Origin of the sequence: Staphylococcus parequorum, from assembly GCF_039237145.1 — a bacterium.
Lineage (GTDB): Bacteria > Bacillota > Bacilli > Staphylococcales > Staphylococcaceae > Staphylococcus > Staphylococcus equorum_A.
This window is the reverse complement of sequence record NZ_CP150682.1, coordinates 337790-354008: the sequence shown is the minus strand read 5'-3', so window position 1 is coordinate 354008 and position 16219 is coordinate 337790. Positions and strand designations below refer to the sequence as shown.

Here is a 16219-nt window from a genome sequence, read left to right as displayed (position 1 = left end):
TTACAATTTTACTTATCAAACAAACAATTTAACAATGCTAAAAATCATAAAGGTCAATATAATAAACGTGCCAAAAAACTTAAGTGTCAGAAATTCTTTTTTTGCTTTTTGTTGATCTTTTTCAGCATCATATTCATTTAATTCTTCTTCAATTTGTTTATTTATTTGATCTAATTCTTCTTTTTCATTTATATTTTCACTCATATATTACACTTCCTATAACTAAAGAAATATTTATTAACTTATTATAACAAAATAAGCCAAGGAAAATATCCTCAGCTGTATTTTGTATTGATATTTAAATCAAATGTGATTAATTATTCTCAGTTTCTTTTTTACGACGTCTTCTCAGTAGTGCCAAACCACCTAGTCCAAGAATACCCGCTAACAATCCGTTTTTCGTTGTATCGTCACCTGTATTTGGTAACTCTGAATCTTTGTCTTTATCTTTTTCATTTTGGTTCGCTTCATTCTCAGAATCTGAATCATTTGATGATTCTAATGTGTTTGTAGAATCTGATGCATTGTTTGTTGCTTCTGATGTTCCTGTAGAACCTGATGCATTGTTTGTTGCTTCTGATGTTCCTGTAGAACCTGATGCATTGTTTGTTGCTTCTGATGTTCCTGTAGAACCTGATGCATTGTTTGTTGCTTCCGATGTTCCTGTAGAACCTGATGCATTGTTTGTTGCTTCTGATGTTCCTGTAGAACCTGATGCATTGTTTGTTGCTTCTGCTGTGTTTGTAGAATCTAATGAATTGTTTGGATCAGATGAAATCATTGATTCGCTCTCGCTTAATGACTCTGATGTACTTAATGACTCACTTTCACTTAGTGATTCCGATGTGTTCATTGATTCACTTTCTACTTCGCTTAATGAATCACTTTCACTTAATGATTCCGATGTACTCATTGATTCGCTTTCTACTTCACTTAGTGACTCGCTTTCGCTTAATGATTCCGATGTGCTTAACGATTCACTTTCTACATCGCTGAGGGATTCACTTTCACTTAGTGATTCCGACGTGTTCATTGATTCACTTTCGCTTAGTGATTCTGACGTGCTTAACGATTCACTCCCGCTTAACGATTCTGACGTACTTAATGATTCACTTTCACTTAATGATTCTGACGTACTTAATGATTCACTTTCGCTTAGTGATTCCGATGTGCTCATTGATTCACTTTCGCTTAGTGATTCTGACGTGCTTAATGATTCACTCTCGCTTAGTGATTCCGATGTGCTCAATGATTCGCTTTCGCTTAGTGATTCTGACGTGCTTAAGGATTCGCTTTCACTTAGTGACTCTGATGTGCTTAATGATTCGCTTTCACTTAATGACTCTGATGTACTCAACGATTCGCTTTCACTCAATGATTCTGATGTGCTTAGCGATTCGCTTTCACTTAGTGATTCGGATGTACTCATTGATTCACTTTCTATTTCACTTAATGATTCAGAAGTGCTTAATGATTCACTTTCGCTTAATGATTCTGATGTACTTAGTGATTCGCTTTCGCTTAGTGATTCTGATGTACTTAACGATTCACTCTCGCTTAGTGATTCTGATGCGCTCAATGATTCACTTTCGCTTAGTGATTCTGATGTGCTTAGCGATTCGCTTTCGCTTAATGATTCCGACGTACTTAACGATTCGCTCTCACTTAGTGATTCTGACGTGCTTAATGATTCGCTCTCACTTAGTGATTCCGACGTACTCAACGATTCGCTTTCACTTAGTGATTCTGATGTACTCAATGATTCACTTTCACTTAGTGACTCTGATGTGCTTAGCGATTCGCTTTCGCTTAGTGATTCTGATGTACTTAACGATTCACTCTCGCTTAATGATTCCGATGTACTCAACGACTCACTTTCACTTAGTGATTCTGACGTGCTTAACGACTCACTTTCACTTAGTGATTCCGACGTACTCAACGATTCACTCTCACTTAGTGACTCTGATGTACTCAACGATTCGCTTTCGCTTAGTGATTCTGATGTACTTAACGATTCACTTTCACTTAGTGATTCTGACGTGCTTAACGACTCACTTTCACTTAGTGATTCCGACGTACTCAACGATTCACTTTCAACTTCACTTAGTGACTCTGATGTACTTAGCGACTCACTTTCACTTAGGGACTCTGATGTGCTCAATGATTCGCTTTCACTCAGTGATTCTGACGTGCTCAATGATTCGCTTTCACTTAATGATTCAGAAGTGCTTAACGACTCACTTTCTACTTCGCTGAGTGATTCTGACGTACTCAACGACTCGCTCTCACTTAGTGACTCTGATGTACTCAACGATTCGCTTTCACTTAATGATTCTGATGTACTCAACGATTCGCTTTCACTTAATGATTCGGACGTGCTTAATGATTCACTCTCGCTTAGTGATTCCGACGTACTCAATGATTCGCTTTCGCTTAGTGATTCTGATGTACTTAGCGATTCGCTTTCACTTAGTGATTCTGATGTGCTTAACGATTCACTCTCGCTTAGTGATTCTGATGCGCTCAATGATTCGCTTTCACTTAACGATTCTGACGTACTTAATGATTCACTTTCGCTTAATGATTCGGACGTGCTTAATGATTCACTCTCGCTTAGTGATTCTGATGTACTTAATGATTCACTCTCGCTTAGTGACTCTGATGTACTCAACGACTCGCTTTCACTTAGTGATTCAGAAGTGCTCAATGATTCACTTTCACTTAATGATTCTGACGTACTCAATGATTCGCTTTCACTTAGTGATTCTGACGTGCTCAATGACTCGCTTTCGCTGATCGACTCCGACGTACTCAACGACTCGCTTTCACTTAACGATTCTGACGTGCTTAATGATTCGCTTTCACTTAGTGATTCAGAAGTGCTCAATGATTCGCTTTCACTCAGTGATTCTGACGCACTCAATGACTCACTTTCAACTTCGCTTAGTGATTCTGATGTACTTAACGATTCTGACGTACTTAATGATTCACTTTCGCTTAATGATTCTGACGTGCTCAATGATTCGCTTTCACTTAATGATTCTGATGTACTCAATGATTCACTTTCAACTTCACTTAGCGATTCTGACGTACTCAATGATTCACTTTCACTTAGTGATTCCGACGTGCTTAGTGATTCACTCTCGCTTAATGACTCTGATGTGCTTAACGATTCGCTCTCGCTTAGTGACTCTGATGTACTCAATGATTCACTTTCACTAATAGACTCTGAATCCTCTTCGTTTTCTATAACAATAGATGTTTCATTTCCGCTATTTGCGAGAAGATCAAGATTTATTAAACCACTACCCGCAGCTGATGAAAAATTATATTCTTGTCTACCCGGTTGATCAGATTCAGGTAACATACCATTTTCTGTCAATTGGTTTAAATCAATAGTCAAATTATAGGTAACTTTACTAGCAACACCTAAATTCACTAAATTTTCAACAGTCCCATAAACTACACCTGTATTAGGATCAATAGTCAATTCGCTACCCTCTAAAGTACCAGTGTTTCTCACTAAACCAAGTAATCCTGGTAAATCATAGTCTAATTCTATAGCATTTATAAAATTAGGATCTGCCATTAAATCACGGAATTGTTGAGACAATTGGAATGTTGGATACGTATTTCCTACACCTAAACCAACTAAAGGTCTTCCCTCTAATTGTAGATTTAATATGCCATTATCATGAGTAGCTGTTAACTCCATATTGTCTAAAAGTGTAACATCTGCAAGTGCAGCATAGGTTTGCATGCCTCCTGTAGCTTGATTATTTACATCTGATCTTCGTTGAAGTGTCGCATTAGCTTCTGCTAAATCCTCATCTTCTGATTCTGATCCTTCTTCAACTGGTTCGATTATTTCCTTTTCATCTTCAGGTGATATTTCTGAGCCTTCTTGACCCAATTCTTCTGCATTTTTATCAGTTTCAGTTGGTGTCGTTAGTTCTTCTTTTACTTCTCCTGGTTTTTTTTCGTCCTCAGGCGATGCCTCTGTATCTTCTTGTGTTACTTCTTCTTTGTCTTTCTCGTCCTCAGGTGATGTTTCTGTATCTTCTTGTGTCACTTCTTCTTTGTCTTTATCATCTTTTGCTACTTCTTCTGAATCTTTTTCGTCCTCAGTCGATGCTTTTGAGTCTTCTTGTGTCGCTTCTTCTTTATCTTTACCATCTTCTGTTGATAGTTCTGGCTTTTCTTGTGTTACTTCTTCTGTATCTGTTTCATCTTTAGCTGATGTTTTTGAATCTTCTTGTGTCACTTTTTCTGTGTCTTTTTCATCTTTTGTTGATGTTGCTGACTCTTCTTGTGCTACTTCTGATACGTCTTCTTTACTTTCGTTTGATAATTCTGATTTTTCTTGTGAAACTTCTTCCGTACTTTTCATATCTTCTGTTGATGTTGCTGGCTCTTCTGGTGTTAACTCATCTATGTTTTTATCATCTTCAGGTGATGCTTTCGGTGTTTCTTGTGAAACTTTTTCCGCACTTTTCACATCTTCTGTTGATGTTGCTGACTCTTCTTGTGTTACTTCTTCTTTACTTTCGTTTGATAATTCTGACTTTTCTTGTGAAACTTCTGGTGTATCCTCAGCTTTCACATCTTCAATTTCTTGTTGAGCAGATTCAACCGTACCTTTTTCATCTTCACTTGCTATTTCTGTACCATTTTGTATAGGTCTCCCAATATCGCCTACACTTTTATCTGATACGACGGATTCAAAATTTTCTCCATTATTTTGTCTCTCGTCAGCCGATGCAACGTTCCCACTTGTTGCAAAAATCGTAAGACCAATCAATACGGATCCAACGCCAACTCCCAATTTCCTTATAGAAAACCTCTGTCTCTCTCTCACTGCACAAATTCCCCCTCTAATATTAGGTATGATTACATATTACATTGTATTCATAATAAATACTATTTCTTTATTAAAAAATTATTTTTATTTTCGTGTTATTCACGTTTATTTTTATATTTTAATTAGAATTCAACTTAATAAAGATTGATTTTTAATACTTTTTACAGTTGAAAAATATGATATTTGAAAACGTTTTACAATTAAATTTTATGGCTATATAATAAAATCAAAAGACAAACCTAATGCTTTATTGAACTGACCCCAAATAGTGGGAAGGAAATAAAAACACTTTCGTTGAATTCATTTAAAATGAATCATACGGAGGTGTTTTTTCTATGAAAATAATGTCTTATTCAATAGAAACAAAATATAAGACTATTGAAATGAAAGAAGCTGGATATACTGTAAAAGAAATTATGGAAGTATTAAATATCAAAAACAGCACACAGGTAAAAACTTGGTGGCGATGGTATCGAAATGGTGAAACTTATAGATTTTATCAACAAAGAGGCAAGCAATATACTTATGGCAAAGGAGTGAAAGAATTATCAGAAATAGAACAATTAAAGTTAGATAATAAGAAAAAAGATATTGAATTAGATATTTTAAAAAAGTACAAGGAATTAGAAAGGAAGTGGTACCAAAAGTAATTGTAGAATTAGTTAATCAATTAAAGCATAAGTATTCAATCAAAATGATACTTGATGTTTTAGAAATACCTAAATCGACATACTATAGATGGAAACACAAGAACAATGAAAAAGATAAAGTGACTCAAAAGATTATTGAATTATGTGAAGAAAATAATTTCACCTACGGTTATCGCAAAATTACAGCGTTGATTAATCAATTGTATTCAGCATCAATTAATCATAAAAGAGTTCAGCGAATCATGCGAGAGTATAATCTGAACTGCCGAGTTAGGCCTAAAAAATCTAAAAAAATTGGCAAACCTTATTATAAAACAGAGAATTTATTACAAAGACAGTTTAAAGCTAACCAACCAATGGAAGTATTAACAACTGATATTACTTATTTACCTTTCGGTAACTCTATGTTGTATTTATCTTCAATTATGGATGTTTATAACGGAGAAATTGTGGCGTATAAAATAGATAACAAACAAGATCAAAGCTTAGTAAATGATACATTGAATCAAATAGATATACCTGAGAATTGCATACTACATAGTGACCAAGGCAGTGTTTACACCTCGTACGCTTACTATCAATTATGCAAAGAAAAAGGCATTATCAGAAGTATGTCCCGAAAGGGAACACCAGCTGATAACGCCCCTATAGAAAGTTTCCATTCCTCGCTAAAGTGTGAAGCTTTCTACATAAACAATGAGCTCAATAGCTCTAACCAAATTGTAATAGATATTGTCGAAAATTACATTAAAAACTATAATAATAATCGAATTCAACAAAAACTAGGCTACTTAGCTCCCATAAAATATAAGGAATTAGCAGCCTAGAACAAAGTGTTTTTATTAAGTTCCCATTCTAAGGGTTCAGTGCCTTATAGCAGAGGGTTTGTCTAGGTTTTAAAACATTTTCTATATTATGACAAAAGTTAAAAATAAATATGTTTAAGTTCTTTGAGATGTGGAATCAAAGTAATACAATATTTAAAGGAGGCGTTTATTTATGAGTAAGTTTGACGAGTATAAAGATCAAGCAACAGACAAAACTAAAGATAAAGCCAACGAAATTAAAAATGACGACGAGAAGAAAGAAGAAGTAAAAGACCAAGCAACAGATAAAGCTAAAGACTTAAAAGATAAATTTTAATTTTTGAAATATAGTTAAATTAAAAGAACCGCCAATGATGAGATGGCTCATTATTGGCGGTTCTTTTAATGGTTTTAATTGGTGATAATATTTGGTTTTCTTTCCACAATTTGGAAACAGTTCAATTATATTTTTCTATATATAGTAGCGTTTTTTTACTATAGAAAATCAATTTTGACAAAATTATGTATTTAAGCAATTCAATAAATATATTCTCGAAAAATTTCATGGTTACTATAAAATAAAATTAGATTGCGTGTTATAATATTTTCAAATAAAACCCCACATCTCTTTAGATGAATTTCATAATTTTACGAAAAACCATTGGTTGGTTCTATTAATACAAGGAATAGGGATAATAATTGCTGTTAATACTTTAATACATTGGCTATTTTATTGGGGAAATCATATTTTTTAATAGGAGCTAAATACTATGGAGATTAAAAACTATTTTTTAAAATTAAAGAATAAAGAATTAGTTTCAAATTCAGATTTATATTTTTATGAGGGGAAAATAAATCATATTGTTGGAAAAAATGGTGTTGGTAAATCACAGCTAGCAAAGGATTTCATATTAAATAGAAATGGTTGTATACCAAAAGTGGTGTCACAAAACACAACTCTTATTTCTAGTTCATCAAATGTCCCTAATGATATAAGTAAGGAATTTCTATTTCATTTACTAAAATCTAAGTTTAATAATAATAGTAAATTTAAAGAGATTAGTAAGATGCTTAATCTAGAGTCAATTCCTAGCAAAATTCTCATTAAAAATTTAAGTGATGGACAAAAACAAAAATTAAAATTATTGAGTTTTTTACTAGAGGATAAATCAATAATAATCCTAGATGAAATTACAAATGCTCTGGATTAAAAAACCGTTAATGATATTTATAATTTCCTAAATAAATTCATCTCAGATAACCCTTCAAAAGTAATTATAAATATAACACATAATTTATCAGATTTAAGTAGTATAAACGGCGCGCAATTTTTATTTAAAGATAAACGAATTGAAGAATATACGTCAAAAGATCATTTAATAAATGATTATATTAACTTATAAAGATAAAGAGGTGTAAAAATGTTATTAGAATTTAAAAAGAATATTTCAAATAAAATAATTTTGACATTAGGTATATTGTTTATTTTTGTATTCTTATTAGGCTATTTTTTACCAGTTGGTATAGATAAAGTTAGCAATTTGACATATGGACAATATTTTTTCAGTACATACACGGTAGCTACTGAATTTGGTTTTTTATTATTCTCTTTCATAATTGCTTATTTCATAAACAAAGAATATAGTAATAAAAATACTTTGTTTTATAAGTTACTTGGAGATAATGTATTTAAATTCTTTTATAAAAAAGCTGCTATTTTATTTATTGAAAGCTTTGTATTTTTAACAATTGGTTTAACAATCATTTCTGTTGTTTTCTCAAATTTTTCGCACTTTTTACTATTACTCACTTTATTTTCTTTAGTACTCTTACAGTATATATTGATTATTGGAACTATAAGTGTACTATCGCCCAATGTACTTATAAGTATAGGTATAAGTATTATTTATTGGATAGGGTCAATTATACTAGTTGCAGTAAATAAAACTATTTTTGGAATAATTGCTCCATTTGAAGCTAGTAACAGTATATATCCTTTAGTTGAGCAAGTATTAAATGGTAATAAAGCGTTTTTACCTGCAAACCAAATTTTAACTATATTTATATTCTTCCTGATATTATTTGTAGTCAACTTCATGCTTTTAATTTTTGCTAAAAAACGGTGGTTAAAATTAGGGCTATAACTTTTTAAGATACTAGGCTTATTAATGCGAACCCGGATACACTTAATTAGACAAATTTTATTGTTAAATTGGGTGTATCAGGGTTTTCTCACTATTCCTTAACTATAAAAATAAATATGTTTAAGTTCTATGATATGTGGAATCACAGTAATATAACATTTTAAAGGAGGCGTTTATTTATGAGTAAGTTTGACGAGTATAAAGATCAAGCAACAGACAAAGCAAAAGATAAAGCCAACGAAATTAAAAATGACGACGAGAAAAAAGACGAATTGAAAGACCAAGCAACAGATAAAGCTAAAGACTTAAAAGATAAATTCTAATTTTTAATAAAAACAGAAAAACACTTCCGCTATTAAGTGGAAGTGTATTTTTTATGCTTTATATAAGTGTTGTCACCTAACAAAATAATATGTCCTTTAGTTAGATTATAAATCACCTGTTAAAAATTGTGCTTCACCGTTAAAGAAACTCCAGTTTTCATCGGTATTTTCTACTAAACTAATCATAATATCTTCTTTACGAATGCCTACTTTGTCATGTAGCGTATTCACTAAATTTTTGTAGAATGTCGTTTTTTGTTCTTTGGTTCTCGGTCTTGAAACAATAGTAAATACTATCACATCGTCTGTTCTTTCAATGCCTAAACCTGTATCTAATATTTCCATTTCATAGTCTTCATGTTGATTCACAATTAAATATTTATCACCTTTTGGTGCTTGAAATGCATCTAACATCACGTTATATGTGATATCTAAAATACTTTTAATTTCCTCTTTTTCTCTACCTTTGATCATGTCTAATTTAATTAATGGCATGTAAATTCTCCTTTTAAAATTAATTATTTATCTTTATTTGAATATCCGACTTTTAACGAAATAAATACTACAACAAACATTCCCAGAAAACCATATAACCATATCGATAACATCTCATTAACAAACATTAATTATTACCTTCTTCTACATTATATTTTTGATTATCTTTTGGCTTGATGATAAATGCAGCAATTGTAATTGTTGCGATACCGATAAATGTTGCTACTGCACCTGCTGACATTGTACTTGGAATAATACCACCGAAGTAAATGACTAAATAGGAACCCAATCCTACAAACATAGATATTTCTGCAGCTCTCGCTGGTGCTTTCTTCTTGGCGTATATGGCATGTAGGATAGGGCCTAATGTACCCGCTGCGATGCCTGATATTCCAATCCACATAATGTCGCTCATATGTTTTGGAGGTTGTAAGACAAGTAAAAATGATAATAAACCTACAATTGGCACACTAATCTTACTTATTTGAAATGCGATTTTATTGGCTTTTTCATCACTAATATTAATTATTTTTCGTTTAACTAAGAATTTTAAGAATATATCATTCGCAAATACTGTAGAAATAGATACAAATAATCCATCTGTTGTCGACATCGCTGCAGCTAAAATGACCACGCCGAAAAGTGCTACAATCACTGCAGGAAATGCCCAAATAATATAGTCAAGCAGTGCTAAATCTGATGTTTCAACGCTATTACCTAATGCGACACGAGCGAATATACCACCGAATAACACGAGTAGACAAAGCCCCGTGACAATAATATAAGTATTGATCATTTTCCCTAAATCTTTTTCGTTTTTCAAACCTAATATTTTATTGAATAAATGCGGTGCAGAAGCAAACGCCCACTGTATAACGATTGCACCTAAAACCATGGCGAAAGAGTTGAAATGTACAGATTCTGGATTAAATACTTTAACTAAGTTTTCATTTTGGTTAGATAAATTATTTGCGATACCAGTAAATGTACTTGTAATACTCCCTTTCCAAAAAATAACGATACCTGAGATAAATACACCAAGACCTGCAATGGCCATAATGACAACTTGTATCGCATCAGTATAAATATCTGCAAGTGCACCACCAACGTACACGTATAGTACAACAATAACGGCTATAAAGACGAGTCCGCTAAAATAAGACATACCAAGTAAATATTCAAAAATCCTTGCGCCTGCAACAAACTGACTGGCTATATAAAAAATATTAAAAAGGAGAATAATGCCAGTACCTACGCGCATAATGTCACTATCGTAGAAATCTCCTAACCAATCTGGGAGGGATAAAGATTTTTGTGTTGTATTTAATTTCCTTACCTTTTTAGCAACCATTAAGACACCCGTGGGCCCACCAATAAACATGGCTAGAAATAACCATAAGTTGTTAAGACCCCATTCATATGACCAACCGGGATAGCCTAAAAAGGTGGCTGCACTTAAGTATGTTGCTGCAAATGATAGTCCCAGCACCCTAGGCCCGATATTGCCGCCACCAGTGGCAAAATCAGCAATATTTTTCATCTTGCGTGAACTCATGTATCCGACAATAACCATGACTATCATAAATAATATGAAGCCTATCCATGTATAGAGAGAAATTTCATCCATTGTTCTTTACTCCTTTATTATTAATTTATATAAGAGTATTCGCTGCACTCTTGTTTTTTGCTGGATGATTTTCCTTTATTGTTTTTTGATCTTTACCGAACATATTTTCACGAAGTGTTGTGCCTTCGTATTCTGTTCTATATAGACCTCTTTTTTGTAATTCAGGGATAACATGATCAACAAATTCTTCAAATGTACCAGGTGAATAACTTTGAGCGATATTAAACCCAGCTGCCCCACCTTCAACTGCCCATGCTTCAAATTTATCAGCGACTTGCTCTTTCGTTCCAATAAATTTAGCTGTGCCATTGCCTAAACCATGATTTTTCACAGCTTCTCTGAGTGTCCATTTATGGTGTGGGTCTTTGGTATACATATTCAGATTGCCTTGCATCGCTTCCGTCTCAATATCTTCTATATACTGGTCTGGGTCGTACTCTGAAAAATCAATACCTGTATGTCCACTTAACAATGATGCGGAACCTTCATAGCTGATATGTTCTGTTAATGCTTCATATTTTTGATAGGCTTCTTCTTCTGTTTCTCCGATAATTGGGAGTACCATAGGAAATACTAAAATATCATCCTTACTTCTGCCATGCTGTTCAGCTCTTGTGTGTATATCATCTACATAACTTTTCAATGATTCTACTGAAGTATGTTTCGTAAACACCGCTTCTGCATGTTTCGCAGCAAACGTTTTACCTTTTTCTGAAGCGCCTGCTTGAAATAATACAGGTGTTCTTTGCGGTGATGGTTCAACTAAATGAGGACCAGGCACACTAAAGAATTCACCTTCGTGGTTAATTTCATGCACTTTATCAGGGTCTGCATATGTATCAGTATCTTTATCATTAACTACAGAGCCGTCTTCCCAGCTGTCTTCCCAAAGTTTATAAACGACTTGGAGAAATTCATCTGCTCTGTTGTATCTTAAATCTTTTGGTAATCGTTCTTTCAGTCCTAAGTTAATCGCTTCACTTTCTAAATAAGAAGTGACAACATTCCAACCTAAACGACCATTAGTTAAATGATCTAATGTAGATAATTGTCTAGCTAGACTATACGGTTGTGCATATGTAGTAGAGATTGTTGGGGCAAAACCAATATGCTTTGTGACTGCAGCCATAGCAGAAATAATCGGTATAGGATCGTGCGCAAGGTAGTTGGACTGCATGCTTAATTGCGCATCACTCGATTGATTATAAACGCTATATGTTCCTAAAACGTCTGCAATAAATATAGAATCAAACTTACCTTTCTCTAATGTCTGCGCGATATTGATCCAGTAATCTAATTGATTGTGATGTGCACCTTGATCTTTGTCATGTTTCCATAATCCAGATGAATGTGGGGATGGTGAATTTTGAACAAATCCATTAAAATGTATCTGCTTTTTCGGCATATGTTTTTCCTCCTAAATGTAGTTTCGTTGTGCTTAATAGTGACTGTTGAGGAAATTTTAAAATTTAATTTAATATTTTTTGAATTACTTTACTCATTTCCTAAGACGAAAATTCTCAATATATAGAATTTTCAGATAATATCTATGCTAGTTAATATAGCGAATATTACATACTTCGTCAACACCAAAACAGTAATTGATATAAGAATAGTCGGATTAAATTGGTAAATTACTTTTATTCAGTTGAAACAGTTTATGAAAGTGTATAAAACCAAGTAAAACTCATTCATTCGGGTATGAAAGAATGAGATGCGAATATAATAGATATATGTATAGTAAAATCCAGAGAAAAGATAATTCACCTATTTCATAATTTTAGTAAACATATGACGCTAAGTGTCTATTTTATAAATTACAGTAATTGAACATTGTGTTTAATTATCATATGTTTAACTTACGATAAGCAATTACAGTGGATGGGAGTTAGATAAATATGAGTAGTGACGTATTAATAGTTGGAGCTGGTCCTAGTGGTTTAGCTATGGCAATTTCATTAAGTAACCAAGGGGTACCATATAAAATCATTGATCAAAATGAAGGTCCTGGAACTGCTTCACGGGCAATGGCTGTCCAGGCAAGAGTACTTGAATTTTATCAGCAATTAGGTTTTGCAGATAAGATTGTGAAAAAAGGAATTTTAGTAGATACTATAACTTTATATAAAGATAATAAAGATGTTGCTAAATTACCTGTAGGTAAAATAGGTAAAGGCATCAGCCCTTATCCCTATGTTTTAACACTACCTCAAGACATCCACGAAAGCATACTTGTTGATGAACTAGAACAACGAGGTGGTCAAATTGATTGGAATCACGAGCTATTAAGATTTGAGGATGATGGTGACGCTGTGACAGCTACCATAAATACATCTGAGGGAGAAATGACAAAAACATTTGCCTACATTTGTGGTTGTGACGGTGCCAGTAGTGTTGTTAGGAAAGCACTAAATATTGATTTTCCAGGTGGAACATACCGTCAAATGTTCTTCGTCGCTGATGTAGAAAATGATACTGCATTAAAAACAGCATCCATGGGCTTCCATAATAACTACTTTTGTTTAGGATTCCCAATTAGAACTACAGGACAACTACGTCTTATTGGTTTAATACCTGATGACCTTGTAGTAGACGGGGAGGGTCCTCAATCACTCACTCCTCTAATTCCACATGTTGAACGTATATTACCAATACAAGTAAATAAAGTGAACTGGTACTCATCCTACCGTTCCCACCATCGTGTTGCTGAAAAATTCAGACTAGGTCGTGCTTTCTTATGTGGAGATGCTGGTCATATTCATAGCCCTGCTGGCGGTCAAGGTATGAACACTGGCATAAGCGATGCGCTTAATTTAGCTTGGAAACTTGGAGCAGTTCTAAAAGAAAAAGCCTCACCAAAATTACTAGATACTTACGAGCCTGAACGTATCCAATTCGCTCAAAGGTTAGTGAAGACAACAGACAAAGCTTTTCAAATTATGGCCAATAGTCGGATGGTAAAAAATTTTGTCATTCCTTTCTTTGCTCCTAAATTATTACGTTTTAACACTTTAAAACAATTAATGTTTAAAACAATTTCTCAAACTAATTTAAATTATCGACATAGTGAATTAAGTAGCGGAGAATATGGTGACATTAAAGGTGGAGATCGCTTACCATGGGTGTATACAAATACTTTTGATAACTTTGAACCATTAAAATCTTATGATTGGCAACTTCATGCATATGGTAAAGTTACTCAAGAACTCAAACAGCTCGCTTTTAAAACTGGTGTCCCACTATATGATCTAACTTGGCACAGAGCAATCAATGCGAAAGGCATTAAAGAAAATTCAGTATTTCTAGTACGTCCAGATAGTTACGTATCCGTAGCTACAGACCTCCAAAATTTAGACCCTATAAAAAGTATGATTCATAATTATAATATTCGTCGGTTAAATTAACTTAGATTTTGAAAACATGTGTAAAAAGTGCAATTACTCACCCCTTTTTTTAATCAAAGAAGCTCATTCATCCAATAAGATAGATGAGCTTTTTTCTTACTAATTTAAAAAATAAAAAATTTATCGACATTTGTGTTTGCTACTTACAATGGTATAAAATATAAAAGAGATTATTAAGTCACATATATAAGAAGCATGAACAATTGGACGCAATTAGTACGGATATTAACACATTATTAGATTTAAAAATAGAAAGGATACGTATTGAATAATGAATAAATTACAAAAAGATGGTTATTCAAGATATGATTTAATGAAAAGTTTAAATTATGAGGGTATTGAACAGGATTATAATGAAATATTAGCGTACTTTGCTGATCTGCCTGAAGATGATTATGCCCCTAACCTTAATAGATATAGAAGATACTCTCGAGCAATCGTTTTACCTGGCACAGAAGATGTTTTTTGGCTTCCTACAATTGAAAGAAATGGCGTTGATTATTCTGCTTATTTTCAAGGAAAGTTCAATCCAGAACATTCGGGCTCATATAGAGCATTCCACTCTATTGATGAAAATATAAGAAGTAATAAATTGTTAAACGATATTATTATAGCCAATTATCATGAAACGTTTTGGAACGAAGAGGATAAAATCTTACCGATTCATGTGGGCGTGCATTTCGTTAAATTGTATGTAGAAAATGACGGAGATAAAGCCGTTTCCTCACCGAACTGTTTGCACCAGGATGGAGAGCCGTTTACTTTTGCTCATTTAATTGAAAGAAAGAATATTGTTGGTGGAACGAATGCTATCGCTGTACCAGAAGCTGCTGGAAATAACCCGGAAGATACAGATGAAAACAATATAATAGAAGTTTTTGAAATGGAGAACCCTTTAGAGTCATATGGCGTTTACGATCCTAATGTCAGTCATTATGTGAGTCCCGTGAAAAAAGGTTCAGAACAAGGTACAGGTCTTAGATCTGTCATATTAATTGATTACCAACAAACAGTTGTTGCAGATGTCGATGAATAATATTAACCCCCCTACTTTTATAAAAGTAGGGGGGTTTTAAAGTTCATCATTACGGCAATAAATTAAATCCAAACTAAAAAAGCAATGAAATAAGTGCGATTATAGGGAGCCCGCCTTGTTTCAAAATTATAGATTTTTGACTAGTAATTGCCCCATATACGGCAACTAAGATAATATAAATTAAAATACAAGTAATTAATTCTCTAGGATTATGGGAAAAGAACAGCGTATATAATAACATCACACCAAGAAGTCCATTGTATATACCTTGGTTTTTCATAAGAACCTTTAAATTGGGCTGTTTTAATTCTTCCTGCTTAATATTGAATATTTTACTAGTTCTAAGGGAAGTCGTTTTAATTGTTTGTAATATCATTATATATATAAATTCAATAGCAACTAATAAAACTAAAATTACTGTAACAATACTCATAAATGAATACACCTCTTTTTCAAATGAACTTTCCATATATTAATATCACAACTTTAACTGGAGAGTAATAAATTAAGTGATTTGAATTAACTCTCCTTCAATAACTCCAATTCTTTTATTCAATACTTCTTTTTGGTTATTTAAAACCCCTAAATGTACTTCTAATATTGTTTTTATATCTATTTCATTATCATATAACATACCTGTATTTTTTTTGATTTCTTTTAAACTCATATTCAAATTACTTAAACATTTGATGAATTTTATCATTTCAATATCATCTTTACTATAGAGCCTTTTATTATTAGTGTCTCTTTCTATAAATTTTAATATCTCCTTTTTTTCATAAAATCTTAATTTACTTTTACTTATATCACATATGCTTGCTACTTGATCAATATAAATTTTTTCCAATGTAAGCACATCCCTTCTCTTAAACT

At 33.0% G+C, this 16219-nt stretch carries 13 protein-coding genes and 1 pseudogene; 7 read left to right on the top strand and 7 right to left on the bottom strand.

All coding sequences use genetic code 11. The features are described 5' to 3' along the window. Positions 1 to 15: 15 nt before the first annotated feature. Positions 16 to 204: a hypothetical protein gene (locus AAA453_RS01630; protein WP_069816823.1), complete on the bottom strand. Its 189-nt coding sequence runs from the start codon at positions 202 to 204 to the stop codon at positions 16 to 18. A gap of 109 nt (positions 205 to 313) precedes the next feature. Further along, complete coding sequence (locus AAA453_RS01625; protein WP_427705779.1) at positions 314 to 4858, bottom strand: YSIRK-type signal peptide-containing protein; 4545 nt, start codon at positions 4856 to 4858, stop codon at positions 314 to 316. 338 nt (positions 4859 to 5196) lie between these two features. Here AAA453_RS01625 and AAA453_RS01620 point away from each other — a divergent pair. From AAA453_RS01620 to AAA453_RS01600, 5 genes and pseudogenes are all read left to right on the top strand, one after another. After that, positions 5197 to 6338, top strand: a protein-coding gene (locus AAA453_RS01620; protein WP_107539410.1) for an IS3 family transposase whose coding sequence is annotated in 2 segments (ribosomal slippage) — positions 5197 to 5467 and positions 5467 to 6338 — 1143 coding nt in all. Because the reading frame shifts where the segments join, the coding sequence is not laid out codon by codon here. A gap of 172 nt (positions 6339 to 6510) precedes the next feature. After that, positions 6511 to 6654 carry a hypothetical protein gene (locus AAA453_RS01615; RefSeq protein ID WP_427705777.1) on the top strand — a complete coding sequence of 48 codons (144 nt, stop codon included), beginning with the start codon at positions 6511 to 6513 and terminating at the stop codon, positions 6652 to 6654. Positions 6655 to 7087: 433 nt separating this feature from the next. Further along, positions 7088 to 7720: pseudogene (locus tag AAA453_RS01610) on the top strand (ATP-binding cassette domain-containing protein). Between the two features lie 18 nt (positions 7721 to 7738). Next, positions 7739 to 8461 carry a peptide ABC transporter permease gene (locus AAA453_RS01605; protein ID WP_427705775.1) on the top strand — a complete coding sequence of 241 codons (723 nt, stop codon included), beginning with the start codon at positions 7739 to 7741 and terminating at the stop codon, positions 8459 to 8461. Between the two features lie 179 nt (positions 8462 to 8640). Further along, complete coding sequence (locus AAA453_RS01600; RefSeq protein ID WP_277575703.1) at positions 8641 to 8784, top strand: hypothetical protein; 144 nt, start codon at positions 8641 to 8643, stop codon at positions 8782 to 8784. Between the two features lie 105 nt (positions 8785 to 8889). Here the strand turns inward: AAA453_RS01600 and AAA453_RS01595 are convergent, their stop codons facing one another. From AAA453_RS01595 to AAA453_RS01585, 3 genes are all read right to left on the bottom strand, one after another. Continuing rightward, positions 8890 to 9279, bottom strand: a complete 390-nt coding sequence (locus tag AAA453_RS01595) for a tautomerase family protein (protein ID WP_064783334.1) — start codon at positions 9277 to 9279, stop codon at positions 8890 to 8892. A 127-nt stretch (positions 9280 to 9406) separates the two neighbouring features. Beyond that, positions 9407 to 10906, bottom strand: coding sequence for a sodium:solute symporter family protein (locus AAA453_RS01590; protein WP_427705773.1), 1500 nt, complete (start codon positions 10904 to 10906; stop codon positions 9407 to 9409). A gap of 25 nt (positions 10907 to 10931) precedes the next feature. Continuing rightward, positions 10932 to 12311 carry an LLM class flavin-dependent oxidoreductase gene (locus AAA453_RS01585; protein ID WP_427705771.1) on the bottom strand — a complete coding sequence of 460 codons (1380 nt, stop codon included), beginning with the start codon at positions 12309 to 12311 and terminating at the stop codon, positions 10932 to 10934. 493 nt (positions 12312 to 12804) lie between these two features. Between AAA453_RS01585 and AAA453_RS01580 the strand changes: the two genes are divergently transcribed. Both AAA453_RS01580 and AAA453_RS01575 read left to right on the top strand, forming a co-directional pair. Continuing rightward, positions 12805 to 14310: an FAD-dependent monooxygenase gene (locus tag AAA453_RS01580; protein ID WP_427705769.1), complete on the top strand. Its 1506-nt coding sequence runs from the start codon at positions 12805 to 12807 to the stop codon at positions 14308 to 14310. 271 nt (positions 14311 to 14581) lie between these two features. Beyond that, on the top strand, positions 14582 to 15346 hold the full coding sequence (locus AAA453_RS01575) for a 2OG-Fe dioxygenase family protein (RefSeq protein WP_427705767.1): 765 nt from the start codon (positions 14582 to 14584) through the stop codon (positions 15344 to 15346). A 73-nt stretch (positions 15347 to 15419) separates the two neighbouring features. Here the strand turns inward: AAA453_RS01575 and AAA453_RS01570 are convergent, their stop codons facing one another. Further along, the gene (locus AAA453_RS01570) at positions 15420 to 15779 is read right to left on the bottom strand and encodes a DUF1304 domain-containing protein (RefSeq protein ID WP_318755413.1); all 360 of its coding nucleotides are present in this window, start codon (positions 15777 to 15779) and stop codon (positions 15420 to 15422) included. Between the two features lie 72 nt (positions 15780 to 15851). Beyond that, positions 15852 to 16193 (bottom strand): MerR family transcriptional regulator, encoded by a 342-nt coding sequence (locus AAA453_RS01565; protein WP_069832397.1) that lies wholly within the window; start codon positions 16191 to 16193, stop codon positions 15852 to 15854. Positions 16194 to 16219: the final 26 nt, after the last annotated feature.

Bases quoted from the DNA above. Each gene is read 5' to 3' on its own strand.
- AAA453_RS01595 (WP_064783334.1), bottom strand. From the start codon at position 9,279: ATGCCATTAATTAAATTAGACATGATCAAAGGTAGAGAAAAAGAGGAA.
- AAA453_RS01605 (WP_427705775.1), top strand. From the start codon at position 7,739: ATGTTATTAGAATTTAAAAAGAATATTTCAAATAAAATAATTTTGACA.
- AAA453_RS01630 (WP_069816823.1), bottom strand. From the start codon at position 204: ATGAGTGAAAATATAAATGAAAAAGAAGAATTAGATCAAATAAATAAA.
- AAA453_RS01575 (WP_427705767.1), top strand. From the start codon at position 14,582: ATGAATAAATTACAAAAAGATGGTTATTCAAGATATGATTTAATGAAA.
- AAA453_RS01585 (WP_427705771.1), bottom strand. From the start codon at position 12,311: ATGCCGAAAAAGCAGATACATTTTAATGGATTTGTTCAAAATTCACCA.
- AAA453_RS01615 (WP_427705777.1), top strand. From the start codon at position 6,511: ATGAGTAAGTTTGACGAGTATAAAGATCAAGCAACAGACAAAACTAAA.
- AAA453_RS01580 (WP_427705769.1), top strand. From the start codon at position 12,805: ATGAGTAGTGACGTATTAATAGTTGGAGCTGGTCCTAGTGGTTTAGCT.
- AAA453_RS01590 (WP_427705773.1), bottom strand. From the start codon at position 10,906: ATGGATGAAATTTCTCTCTATACATGGATAGGCTTCATATTATTTATG.
- AAA453_RS01570 (WP_318755413.1), bottom strand. From the start codon at position 15,779: ATGAGTATTGTTACAGTAATTTTAGTTTTATTAGTTGCTATTGAATTT.
- AAA453_RS01600 (WP_277575703.1), top strand. From the start codon at position 8,641: ATGAGTAAGTTTGACGAGTATAAAGATCAAGCAACAGACAAAGCAAAA.